Annotated in this window: 10 protein-coding genes; all 10 read left to right on the top strand. The window is 47.4% G+C overall.

All coding sequences use genetic code 11. From position 1 onward, the window contains the following. Positions 1-128 precede the first annotated feature (128 nt). A complete protein-coding gene (locus P364_RS0107210) occupies positions 129-356 on the top strand; it encodes a DUF896 domain-containing protein (protein ID WP_024629471.1) in 228 nt (75 codons plus the stop codon). 130 nt (positions 357-486) lie between these two features. Then, positions 487-1,449 (top strand): ring-cleaving dioxygenase, encoded by a 963-nt coding sequence (locus tag P364_RS0107205; RefSeq protein ID WP_024629470.1) that lies wholly within the window; start codon positions 487-489, stop codon positions 1,447-1,449. Positions 1,450-1,561: 112 nt separating this feature from the next. Next, entirely contained in the window at positions 1,562-2,650 is a 1,089-nt protein-coding gene (locus P364_RS0107200; RefSeq protein ID WP_024629469.1) for a low temperature requirement protein A, read from the top strand. A gap of 422 nt (positions 2,651-3,072) precedes the next feature. Further along, positions 3,073-5,859, top strand: a complete 2,787-nt coding sequence (locus tag P364_RS0107195) for a glycoside hydrolase family 3 C-terminal domain-containing protein (RefSeq protein WP_024629468.1) — start codon at positions 3,073-3,075, stop codon at positions 5,857-5,859. A gap of 101 nt (positions 5,860-5,960) precedes the next feature. Further along, positions 5,961-6,149, top strand: a complete 189-nt coding sequence (locus P364_RS0107190) for a hypothetical protein (RefSeq protein WP_024629467.1) — start codon at positions 5,961-5,963, stop codon at positions 6,147-6,149. A gap of 188 nt (positions 6,150-6,337) precedes the next feature. Next, a complete protein-coding gene (locus P364_RS37520; RefSeq protein ID WP_161634233.1) occupies positions 6,338-6,508 on the top strand; it encodes a hypothetical protein in 171 nt (56 codons plus the stop codon). A 169-nt stretch (positions 6,509-6,677) separates the two neighbouring features. After that, positions 6,678-8,075, top strand: coding sequence for an alpha-L-fucosidase (locus P364_RS0107180; RefSeq protein ID WP_081717931.1), 1,398 nt, complete (start codon positions 6,678-6,680; stop codon positions 8,073-8,075). A gap of 168 nt (positions 8,076-8,243) precedes the next feature. Continuing rightward, on the top strand, positions 8,244-9,110 hold the full coding sequence (locus tag P364_RS0107175; protein ID WP_024629465.1) for a sugar phosphate isomerase/epimerase family protein: 867 nt from the start codon (positions 8,244-8,246) through the stop codon (positions 9,108-9,110). A gap of 262 nt (positions 9,111-9,372) precedes the next feature. After that, positions 9,373-10,431, top strand: a complete 1,059-nt coding sequence (locus P364_RS0107170) for a Gfo/Idh/MocA family protein (protein ID WP_024629464.1) — start codon at positions 9,373-9,375, stop codon at positions 10,429-10,431. A 222-nt stretch (positions 10,432-10,653) separates the two neighbouring features. Beyond that, a complete protein-coding gene (locus P364_RS0107165; protein WP_024629463.1) occupies positions 10,654-12,066 on the top strand; it encodes an alpha-L-fucosidase in 1,413 nt (470 codons plus the stop codon). Positions 12,067-12,305: the final 239 nt, after the last annotated feature.

The raw sequence follows: 12,305 nt of genomic DNA, 5'->3' as shown, positions 1-12,305 counted from the left end.
AAAACAGTTGACAATTCATCGCAAATCATTTATCTTTAAATTAAGATATTTAATTTGAATATAAATTACATCCAAGACTAACCGATTACAAATATCTTAAATTCACTTTAGGAGGAGAGATCCAGATGATGATCCCAACATTGACCAGAATTAATGAACTTTCAAGAAGAGCCAAAGGTGCAGGATTAACGGAAATGGAGAAAGTGGAACAAACTCGTCTGCGTCAGGAGTATCTGCAAACCTTTCGTGGTTCGATCAATGAGATTCTGCTGAATGCAACCATCTATGATCCGAACGGCGACGACGTTACTCCGGATAAACTGAAACAGAAACAAACCCAACAAAATAATAACTGACTCAGTTCGATCTGATATCTTAATTTAAAGATAATATAAATGACCATAAATATAAATAATGCGCCTATCAGACTATCATCAAATAACCATACCCATTCAAAATGTTCGTTAAACCAAGGAGGAAATGATAATGACAATTCAAACAGCAGGTATTCACCATATTACAGCTTTCGCGGGCGATCCGCAGGCTAATGTCGACTTTTATGCTGGAGTTCTGGGTCTTCGTCTTGTGAAAAAAACGATCAACTTCGATGCACCAGACGTGTACCATCTGTACTTTGGGGATGAGAACGGCAGTCCGGGCACTATCATTACATTCTTTCCATCAGCGGGATCACCCCGAGGCAAAATTGGTGGCGGCCAGGTTGGTATTACATCATATGTGATTCCGCCTGGGACTATTGGCTTCTGGCAGAATCGGCTGGAGCAGTATAACATTGAGGTAACCAAAACAAATCGTTTTAACGAAGAGCTGCTGCAATTCGAAGACAGCGAAGGCTTGCGTCTTGAGCTTGTTGAACGTGAGGAGGGTGCAGCCAGCACCTGGGTGCATGAAGGTATTCCAGCGGATAAAGCCATCAAAGGATTTGGAGGTGCAGTACTGTTCAGCGTCAATCCGCAGAGAACGATGGATGCGCTGGCTAAAATACTGGGATTCACCAAAGTGGATGAGGACGAGGAATATGTACGTTTCCGATCCAACGGTGATATCGGTAATGTCGTTGATGTTCCTGTCACTCGGATGCCTCTGGGTATGGGTGGAGCAGGTACGGTCCATCATATCGCGTGGCGTGCCAAAGATTTTGCAGAGCATGAACAATGGAGAGAAGCTGTGCAGCAGTATGGCTATCAACCAACCCCGGTTCGGGACCGCCAATATTTTAACGCAATCTATTTCAGAGAAGCTGGCGGAATCCTGTTCGAAATTGCTACCGATCCTCCTGGATTCGCGAAAGATGAGCCTGCGGAGTCGCTTGGACAGAAACTCATGCTGCCCGAATGGTTTGAGCCATACCGTGCCCAAATCGAAGGCAATTTGCAGCCCATCCAAGTAAGAAACCTGGAACCTGTCCCATCTGTAGTGGAGCGTTGATCCCATTGAGCATTAAGTAGTCCTGACTGCGAAGTAACCTACGTAAATCAATTGATCGAGCTGTAGAGAATTAATTACTTTGATATAAGTTCAACTAAAGGAGCATTGAAGGATGATGGAGAAAAAGGTTACCTGGCTGGAGCTGTTCTATGATTTGCTCTTTGTAGCAGCGGTCTCCAAAGCGGGTCATGTCCTGCTGCATGCCGAACACGGCGTAATTTCGTTTGAATATTTGATGAAATTTGTATTGATTTTCATTCCTGTCTGGTGGGCATGGGTCGGTCAGACTCTATTTATTAACCGATACGGTCAGGATATCTTCATCCATCGCGTATTTCTCATCCTTCAGCTCCTTTCCGTTCTGGTGATGACGGCGAGCCTTTCGGTTGATTTTGACCAATACTATCTGCCCTTCTTTGCGGGTTATATTGGTTCGAGGGCACTGACAGCCATTCAATATTTGTTGATTCATAATTCCAAAAGCGAACATCAGCAAAAGGCTGCCCGTTATCTGGGCTTATGCTTCATCATCGGCATATTGATCTCAACAAGTTCCCTGTTCTTCGATTCATGGCTGCGATATGCGATTTTGTACGTGGGAATTGCTGTGGATATCATCCTTCCACTGATTGGACGCAAAAATCTGGTGAAGGTGCCGATACACACCCATCATTTATTGGAACGTTTCGCTCTGTTTACACTCATCCTGCTCGGTGAATCGGTCGTCAGTATCATTGCCGTGCTGCAAATGGATCACTGGGATGTACAATCTGTTTTGTTCGCCGCGTTTACATCCATATTCGTGATTGCGATGTGGTGGCAGTATTTTGATAACGTTGAGAAGAAAGTCAGTAAGGAGATTCAGACCGCCGGGCAAGCCATTATCTACGGCCATCTGTTCATCTACATATCCATGAGCATGATTGCCGCTTCCATTCAACTTTTATATCTGAACGAACTTCATTATGGATTCATGTTAGCCTTTGTGTTTGGCTCCGTTCTGCTGTATTTTCTGTCCACTTCCCTGGTGTTCCACCGATACAGACATGCTCATCTGCGGCTCCGTCCGCGTCACTTGGTGCTTATGCTGGGAATCATGGCCGCATTTATCGTTGTAGATCTGGTCTATCGGGTACCTAACTATGCAATTGTGGGAGAGAACATGGTGTTCTTCCTTGTCTATGCCAAATTAACGACCTGATGCATGGGTCGAGCCAGAAAGAAAAGTCACGAACGGTTACGTTCGTGGCTTTTTAAGTTGGATAATTACAAAATCAGGCCTACTGTGAGAAAAAACGTTTAACCTGATTTATTTTCTACTATAGAATCTGTTAATATGAGACTAGATACAAGTGAATCTACCAGATTAACGATATCTTTCTTTTTATAAAATGAACCAAAGAAGAGTTACACGATAACGGAGAGGACGGAAATAACCTGAAGAAGCGAAGCGTTCACCTTTATCACCGGATTTCAACCTTTTAAAAAGGTATTAAGGAAATCTGGGGATAACAGTGATCGGAAGGTTGTTCTGTCATCGGAGTGACCCAAGTGTGAGTTTCATAAATTCATTTTATACATAGCGATTCGTGGGGATGGAGATGACAAACAGGAGGGAAATCATTGAGCACACATCAAATCGGAGTTCCATTGGAAGGGTTTGCAGAGTTTAGCCGCACGGTTGCCGCGGAAGGCGCAGTGCTTTTGAAAAACGAAGGACAAGCTCTTCCGATTCAAAAAGACGAAAACGTTTCAGTGTTTGGACGGATTCAAGTCAACTATTATCGCAGTGGAACAGGGTCGGGCGGCAGCGTTCATGTGGCGTATACAACCAATTTGCTCGACGGTCTGCGTAGCAAAAAAGGTCTTACGGTCAATGAAGAATTGGCAGCTGTCTATGAAAAATGGATTGAGGAAAACCCGTTCGATGATGGTGGAAAAGTGTGGGCGGCAGAGCCTTGGAATCAGCAGGAAATGCCTTTAACCGATGAATTGGTATCCCAAGCCAGAAGTAAATCCAGCAAAGCAATTGTGGTCATTGGACGTACAGCAGGCGAAGATCAGGATAACGTGGATGCACCAGGCAGCTATCGGTTGACGGAAGATGAGAAAGCGATGCTGAAGCAGGTCACGAATCATTTTGAACAAACGATTGTGGTACTGAATGTATCGAACATCATGGACATGAGCTGGTTGAATGATGAAAGTTACGTTCATCCGATCCAAAGTGTCATTTACTCGTGGCATGGCGGTATGGAGGGTGGCAATGCGATAGCTGATGTACTGGCAGGGGACGTTACACCAAGCGGGAAATTAACGGATACGATCGCATATTCTATCGAAGATTATCCATCAACAAGCAATTACGGCAACGAGTTCAAGAACCTTTATCAGGAAGATATCTACGTAGGCTACCGTTATTTCGAAACGTTTCGACCTGAAAAAGTACAATTTGAATTCGGATATGGCTTGTCCTATACCACGTTCACAACCAAGGCTGAAGACGCAAAATGGATCTCCCAAGATGGAGAAAACAGCATTAAGGTGAATGTAACCGTAACCAATACGGGCACAACCTATGCCGGTAAAGAAGTGGTGCAGATCTATTATGAAGCCCCACAAGGTCAATTGGGGAAACCTGCGAAAGCCCTGGTAGCATTCGGCAAAACCAATCTGCTTCAGCCGGGTGAGTCTCAGCGCCTGACTGTGAGCTTCCCTGTAGATTCCATGGCTTCCTATGATGATGCTGGCGTAACAGGACATGCATCGGCATATGTACTTGAGGCAGGAACATATCGTTTGTACGTGGGAACCAGTGTCAAAAATGTGGAACACGTCAGCATTGATGGCCAAGATGGGTACGTCGTAGAAACGATTCAACTCGTAGAACAGCTTCAGGAGGCCATGGCACCGACTGAAAGCTTTACGAGAATGAAGCCGGGAACTCGCAAAGAAGATGGGTCTTACGAGCTGATCTTTGCAGATGTACCAACGCGCCAGATATCCATTGCTGAACGGATTGAACAAAGCCTGCCGCAAACGCTGGAGCAAACCGGCAATCAGGGCTACAAGCTGAGAGATGTGAAGGATGGCAAAATCAGCCTGGAAGCTTTTATTGCCCAACTGAGTGATCAGGATCTGGCAGCCATCGTGCGAGGCGAAGGTATGAGCAGCCCACTCGTTACATCGGGCACGGCTTCCGCATTTGGCGGCGTGAGCGACAGTCTGTTTAATTACGGAATCCCTGTTGCATGTACTGCAGATGGCCCATCCGGTATTCGTATGGATAGCGGGGAGAAAGCTACACAGGTTTCTATTGGAACTTTGCTGGCAGCAACATGGAATGCAGAACTCGTCGAAGAGCTGTATGTGATGGAAGGCCAGGAATTGCTGAGAAATCAGGTGGATGCACTGCTCGGGCCTGGATTGAATATTCGCCGGAGTCCGATGAATGGACGTAACTTTGAATATTTTTCAGAAGATCCACTAATTTCTGGCGTATTTGCTGCTGCTTGCACGAAAGGAATCATGAAGGGTGGCTCTAATGCTACGCTGAAACATTTCGCCTGCAACAACCAAGAGAAGCATCGCAGTAAAGTGGATGCCGTAGTATCCGAGCGCGCCTTGCGTGAGATCTATCTGAAAGGGTTCGAAATTGCCGTCAAAGAAGGCGGTGCGAATTCGATCATGACTTCCTACAATCCGATTAATGGACATTGGGCGGCCTCCAACTACGATCTGAACACGACCATTCTTCGTGGAGAGTGGGGCTTCCAAGGTATCGTGATGACTGACTGGTGGGCTATTATGAACGACGGTGTTGATGGTGGACCAGCGGATCGGAAAAACACCAATTGGATGGTTCGCGCTCAAAACGATCTGTACATGGTTGTACCTAACTATGGTGCGGAAATTAACGGCTGGGATGACAACACAATCGAATCTCTGGAAAATGGGACGTTGACACGCGGAGAGCTTCAGCGCTCCGCCATGAATATTTGTGAATTTATCATGAATGCGCCTGTCTTCTCCAGAAAACATGAGATTGTAGAGAATGTGGCTTCATTCCAAGCGAAAGCTTCACTTTCCTCAGAACAGGCGCAAGTACTGGTAGACAATGCACAGGTCAAACCAGCTGTGGGCGGACCTGTCTACATGAAAGTGGATGAAGCAGGTCAATACCGGATTATTGTACAGATCATGTCTCCTGAACCGGAACTGGCTCAAAGTGCATGTAATGTCATTCTCAATGATCAATTAATGACGACCATTCAAACCAATGGTACCGAAGGTAAATGGATCAGACAGAAACTTGTCAAAGTGGAGCTGGAAGCAGGGGTGTACGAATTGAAGCTGGACTTCACCAAACCGGGTCTGCAGATCGACTGGATCGAATTCAAACAAGTGTAACGCAGGATCGTCTGATCTGTTGTAACTGAACATGACGACTGTTATGATTGTGTTATGAGATCCAGAATTTCTGAACAATCTGGTCAGGAGTGTTGCGAAGGATGAGAAGATATAATTTTTGGAGCCCCATTCTGCTGATTGCGGTTGCGCTAATTGTCAGAGGCCTGGTTACCAACCTGGGCGTTCTGTTCGGCATGTCGCATGATGCAGCAAGTAATATCGCAATTGTTGCCATGTTGATTGCTGCACTGATTATGTTTAACCGAATGACAAAGGCAAAGCGAAAATGAACATATAATATTCGACGATATGGATCAAGAGAGAGGCACCCGTAGGGGTGTCTTTTTTGTGTATTGACGTTTCATTCATAACGTCTTAGACTGTTTATGAATAAAACAATAACATTATTATGATAACAAAAATAACAAGTGATCAATTCCAATGGCTCACCCATCATTTTCCGAAAGGAGACCCATTCATGAAGATTATGGCGGCATGGTTTGCAGGCAAGCATGAAAAGGCAATGGATGTGGCGAGCAGGGTGTTGGGACGGCGGCAAGGGTCGTGGACCGTACCGCTGAGATGGGGAGAGTATTCATGGAATAGGGATCGAATTGCATTCAGGAAGCTGACTTTCAACGACAGATGAACATATTAAGGACCGCTGGAGATACTTTGCTCTGCCGGTCCTTTATGGCATTTGGCGGAGAGCGGGCAGAGAACCGGCATGAGAGGAGAAGCATCCAGTGAATACCACCGATTGGGTGAAGGCGGCAGCGCAGGTCGTGCCATCAGAACGCCAGCTGAAATGGCAGGAGATGGAGTTCTATGCATTTATTCATTTTACTGTGAATACGTTTACAGATCAGGAGTGGGGAACGGGGAATGAAGATCCCGCTATCTTTAACCCTTCTCATCTGAGTGCCCGGCAATGGGTTCAGGCGTGCAAGTCCGCCGGTATGACAGGATTAATTCTCACATGCAAGCACCACGATGGGTTTTGTTTATGGCCAAGCCAGTACACGGATCATACGGTAGCCGCCAGCCCTTGGCGAAATGGTGCGGGTGATCTGGTGAAAGAGGTTGCCGATGCCTGCCGGGAAGCTGGGTTGAAGTTCGGCATCTATCTGTCTCCCTGGGATCGTCACGAAGCATCCTACGGAGATTCGGAGCGATACAATGAATTTTTCAAAAATCAGTTGCGTGAGCTGTTAACCCAATATGGTGAAATTTTCTGCGTGTGGTTCGACGGCGCATGCGGAGAGGGGCCGAATGGGAAAAGGCAGGTCTACGATTGGGATTCCTATTATGCACTGATTCGGGAGCTGCAGCCAGAGGCTGTAATATCGGTATGTGGGCCGGATGTTCGCTGGTGCGGTAATGAGGCAGGTCATACTCGAGCTTCGGAATGGAGCGTTGTACCTGCCTACGTGCAGGATAACGAGAAGATTCAGGAGCAATCCCAGCAGGTGGATGATGGCGAGTTTGCCAGCAGAATTAATACACAGGATGCGGATTTGGGGAGTCGGAATGTGATCCGGCAGCATGAGGGCAAGCTCATCTGGTATCCAGCAGAAGTGAATACGTCCATCCGCCCGGGTTGGTTCTATCATGCAAGCGAGGATGATCAGGTCAAATCGCTGGAGGAACTGCTCGGCATCTATGATGGAGCGGTTGGCGGTAACGCCAATTTTCTACTTAATCTTCCGCCAGATCGACGCGGCCTGATTCACGAACTGGATGCTGAGCGGCTGCAGCAGCTCGGAGACACTTTACGAGGCACTTATGGGCAAAGTCTGGCTGTAGGCGCGCAAATGCGGGCATCGGAGACGATGGATGAAGAACATGCGGCTTCTCAAGTATTGTGTGAGGAACCGGATACGTTCTGGTGTCCACCTGAAGGGACAGAGCAGGCTTGGCTGGAAGTGGAGCTGCCGGAAGAAAGATTGTTCAACCGTGTCGTTCTCATGGAACATAACCGTTCGGGTCAGCGAATTGAGCGTTTCACGCTGGAGGCAAAGGGAGAGCGTGGTGATTGGCAGGCGCTTTATTCCGGCACGGTTGTTGGTCACAAACGAATCTGTCATTTCGATTCCTTCACCGCCAAAACCATTCGCCTGACCGTTCATGAATCCAGATGGTACCCAACGTTGTCCTCACTGGGTGTATATCTGAACAAACAGGAGGTTGGGCTCAAAGGCAGTTCTCACACATGAAGAATTCCCCTTTTTCTAAGATCCAAGCCGTAACATTTGTAGATTAGCCGATTTTGGATTCATCCCATGGAAAATAGAGTAGCAAACGATTATTGGGAATTGTATGATCTTATGGAAAAAGGTATAGGTAAGGTAGAGCCACACACCAGCAGGAGAGGATGAGAAGATATGAAAGTAGGACTCAGCACATACAGTCTGCAACAGGCACTGGATGCAAAAGAACTGACTGTCCCCGACGCCATCCGTTACATCGCTGATCAGGGCGGAGAACATGTGGAGATTGTTCCGATAGGGTACAGCCTGATCGACCAGCCGGAATTAATTGACCAGATTCGAGTGACTGCACGAGAAGTGGGAATCGATATTTCCAATTACGCAATAGGTGCCAATTTCGTTACAGGAGAGGGCCCGGATGCACTTGAAAATGAGATCGCTGCTGTCCTGAAGCATGTGGATGTCGCTGCCGCACTTGGCGTTACGAGAATGCGCCATGATGTTGCATTTCGTCCTGCACAGGAAGGAACGGTCGCCCAGTTTGAGGCGGACCTGCCTGTTCTGGTAAAGGCCTGTCAGCGAATTGCCGACTACGCAGCGAGTCACGGTATTACGACAAGTGTGGAGAATCACGGTTACTATGTGCAGTCCAGTGAGCGAGTCCGGCGGCTGGTGCATGAGACGGCGAGAGAAAACTTTAAGACAACGCTGGATATCGGCAACTTCCTGTGTGTGGATGAAGACCCGGTTAGCGCTGTGAAAAACAACATTCCTTATGCATCCATGGTGCACGCCAAAGATTTCTATCGGAGACCCTCATACCGTAATCCCGGAGAGGGTTGGTTCCAGACCGCACACGGCAATTACCTGCGCGGAGCGATTGTGGGCAACGGGGACATCGACATGCCGGAAGTATTCCGTGTGTTGAAGCAATCCGGTTATGACGGATACATCTCTGTTGAATTTGAAGGCATGGAAAATTGCAAAACAGCATCCCGCATCGCGATGGATAACGTCCGCCGTTTCTGGGAGGAAGCATAAGCAGCGACTGCACTACTATATAAGTGGAATCAATTTTTATATGTAGGGGCTGAAAGAACATAGGGGAAGTTTGGAACTGTAGGAGCGGTAGCGCCCGCCTTTGTCTGCGGATTTCAACCGCTGAGAGCGGTTGATACAAGAAATCTGAAGACAACAGCGGCCGAAAGTCCAAACATTCACCGTAGTTACGTTAAGCCGATTATCATATGTTTTGAATCAACTGATATGACCATCATTCAACAGATTATGGAGGGAAAAATCCATGTCCAGACTTAAAATTGCCGTTATCGGTGCAGGATCAATATCCGATTTTCATTTGCAAGCGTATGACAGTAATCCCGAAGTTGAAATATACGCCATATGTGATCTGAATGAAGCGCGTGCCCAGGAAGCCGCGAAAAAATATAACGCTACTCATGTATTCACGGACTATAAGGAACTCCTGGCATTGCCCGAAATTCATTCAGTAAGCATCTGTACCTGGAATGATACACATGCCGAGATCAGCATTGCTGCTCTGGATGCGGGTAAAAATGTACTTTGCGAAAAGCCGCTCTGTCAGACGGTAGAAGATGCGTTAGAGGTAGAGAGGGCCGTTCACCGCAGTGGAAAACTGCTTCAGGTCGGCTTTGTACGCCGTTATAGCGACAATGCGCAGATCCTGAAGAAGTTCATTGATGAAGGCGAGCTGGGAGAGATCTATTATGCCAAGGCATCCTGTCTGCGGCGTCTGGGCAATCCAGGAGGCTGGTTTGCAGATGTTGATCGTTCTGGCGGCGGCCCGTTGATCGATATTGGTGTACACATTATTGATATCTCCTGGTACTTGATGGGTAAACCGAAGGTGAAAACCGTCTCCGCGAATGTCTCCAATCGATTGGGTAACCGTGCCAATATCCGTAATCTGTCGTTCTACCAGGCGGCGGACTATGATGCGAACAAAAACACTGTAGAGGATATGGCTAATGCGTTGATTCGTTTCGAGAACGGGGCAAGCCTGCTGGTGGATGTAAGCTTCACATTGCACGCGAAACAGGATGAAACTTCGGTCAGACTCTATGGCGATAAAGGTGGGGCTGAACTGGAACCGGAAATTTCACTGATTGGCGAGAAATTCGATACCATTTTGAATATGACGCCACAGGTGGATTTCAAATCCCTTGACTTCGCAGGTTCTTTCCGTAATGAAGTCAATCATTTTATCGACAGTACCCAAGGACGCATAGAGACGCTTAGCCCCGTTGAGGATGGCGTTGAAATTATGAAAATTCTCTGCGCCATCTACGAGTCAGCACGTGAAGGACGCGAAATTTCACTATAGATCTTTATAAGTTGAAACTGAGCGTTTAAGCCAAAACGGAGAGTGCAGAACCAATCTGAAGAAGCGAAGCGCTCGCCTTTATCCCCGGATTTCCGACCATTTATAAAGTGAAATCAAAGAAATCCGGGGATAACAGCGATCGGAAGATGGTACTGCAATCGGAGTGACAGGGGCTTAACCTGTGGAGTTTATCTTATATCCAATCCGAAGGAGATGAACGGGATGAGCGAAACCAAAGATACGGTGCTGGAACAGGAAGAACAGGTTGTCGAAGCCGGGGTGCACAACTTTAGCAAGGAAGAGGAATGGGTGAAGCCGGAAGACCCATTGCTGAATGAACGGCTGGAGTGGTTTAAGGATCAGAAGCTGGGGCTGATGATGCATTGGGGTCCTTATTCCCAGCTTGGACTCGTGGAGTCCTGGGCGCTCAGTGACGAAGATGGCGATTGGTCGCGCAATGACATCGACTGGACTAACGACATGGAGCATTTCAAGCAGGAATACTTTGATCTCAACAAAACCTTCAATCCAATTCGCTTTCAGCCTGAGGAATGGGCACAGATGGCTGCTGATAACGGGTTCAAATATTTCCTGTTCACAACCAAACATCATGATGGTTTTTGCATGTGGGATACACATACAACCGATTATCGCATCACGGGTAAGGACACCCCTTTTCACACCCATAAGTATGCGGATATTTGCCGGGCGCTTTTTGATGCTTTTCGTGCCAAGGGGCTCGGCATCTCGGCTTATTTCTCCAAAGCGGACTGGCATACGCCGTATTACTGGACACCTGGCATGGAGCGGGGAAGCCATATGTGGCGTGGGCCATCCTATGATCCGAAAGCGTATCCATGGCTCTGGGAAAAGTTCGTGGAGTTCACGCATGAGCAAATCATGGAGCTGCTGACCAACTACGGACGAATTGAATGTCTGTGGCTGGATGCAGGTTGGGTGCGCGAAGGACGCCACGGTCAGGATATCCGTCTGGGCGAGGTGGTGGAGCGGGCACGTCGGACAACCCAGCCGTGGCTGTTGGCAGCAGATCGCACGGTAGGTGGACCATACGAGAATATCGTAACTCCGGAACAAACCATTCCAGAGCTCCCAATGAATATTCCTTGGGAGAGCTGTATCACGGTGGGCAATTCCTTTGCGTTTGGATATGATGATCAGTATAAATCAGCAAGACAACTGGCGCATATTCTGCTTGAGGTAGTATCCAAGGGTGGTAACCTGGCACTGAATGTGGGACCGCAACCGGACGGACGTCTCCCGAAAGGCGCAGTCCGAAGCATTAAAGCCCTCGGAGAGTGGATCGGTACGCATGGGGAGGGCATCTATGGCACGCGGATTTGCGGACCATACTTCACAGGAGAGTGGGCCTTCACACGTAAGGAAGATCTGAACGTATCGTATGCCTTCCGTCTGTACAGAAACGAAAACGAGGCAGTTGAATCACAAGTGATCATTCCATATGGGGAAAAGGTGGAGCGAATTGAACTCGTTGGCACAGATGATGTGCTGTCATTCCAACCGACAGAAGATGGACTTGTTGTAGAGCTGCCGCAGGCAGCAGTTACGGAAGCAGCACCTATCACGCTGACGTTCAGATTGTTCACAAACGAATAAATCTACAACTCAAAGCCCGAGGGACTTTTACAGTCCTTCGGGCTTTTTTGTTTAGGGATTTTTGCAATATACATATGATAAAGAGCGATTTCCCCTTGTACGACAAGGGTTTTAGGAATAAGGAGAGGTGGGGGAAAATTGCAAATTGATAAAAGAACGCCGCTCAAGGTACTATCAATTCAAGAAAGCGTTACCTGGCATTATTCTTCACACAGATGGCTCCAATACAGAAAAAAGAA

The sequence above is a fragment of the Paenibacillus sp. MAEPY2 genome (assembly GCF_000499205.1).
In the GTDB taxonomy this organism is placed as follows: domain Bacteria; phylum Bacillota; class Bacilli; order Paenibacillales; family Paenibacillaceae; genus Paenibacillus; species Paenibacillus vandeheii.
Note: the sequence above shows the minus strand (reverse complement) of the source record. Positions and strands in the feature narration are given on the sequence as shown.

What these genes read in the sequence shown, in the direction of transcription:
- P364_RS0107210 (WP_024629471.1), top strand. Translation starts at nt 129, where the DNA reads ATGATCCCAACATTGACCAGAATTAATGAACTTTCAAGAAGAGCCAAA.
- P364_RS0107205 (WP_024629470.1), top strand. Translation starts at nt 487, where the DNA reads ATGACAATTCAAACAGCAGGTATTCACCATATTACAGCTTTCGCGGGC.
- P364_RS0107200 (WP_024629469.1), top strand. Translation starts at nt 1,562, where the DNA reads ATGATGGAGAAAAAGGTTACCTGGCTGGAGCTGTTCTATGATTTGCTC.
- P364_RS0107190 (WP_024629467.1), top strand. Translation starts at nt 5,961, where the DNA reads ATGAGAAGATATAATTTTTGGAGCCCCATTCTGCTGATTGCGGTTGCG.
- P364_RS37520 (WP_161634233.1), top strand. Translation starts at nt 6,338, where the DNA reads ATGAAGATTATGGCGGCATGGTTTGCAGGCAAGCATGAAAAGGCAATG.
- P364_RS0107180 (WP_081717931.1), top strand. Translation starts at nt 6,678, where the DNA reads ATGGAGTTCTATGCATTTATTCATTTTACTGTGAATACGTTTACAGAT.
- P364_RS0107175 (WP_024629465.1), top strand. Translation starts at nt 8,244, where the DNA reads ATGAAAGTAGGACTCAGCACATACAGTCTGCAACAGGCACTGGATGCA.
- P364_RS0107170 (WP_024629464.1), top strand. Translation starts at nt 9,373, where the DNA reads ATGTCCAGACTTAAAATTGCCGTTATCGGTGCAGGATCAATATCCGAT.
- P364_RS0107165 (WP_024629463.1), top strand. Translation starts at nt 10,654, where the DNA reads ATGAGCGAAACCAAAGATACGGTGCTGGAACAGGAAGAACAGGTTGTC.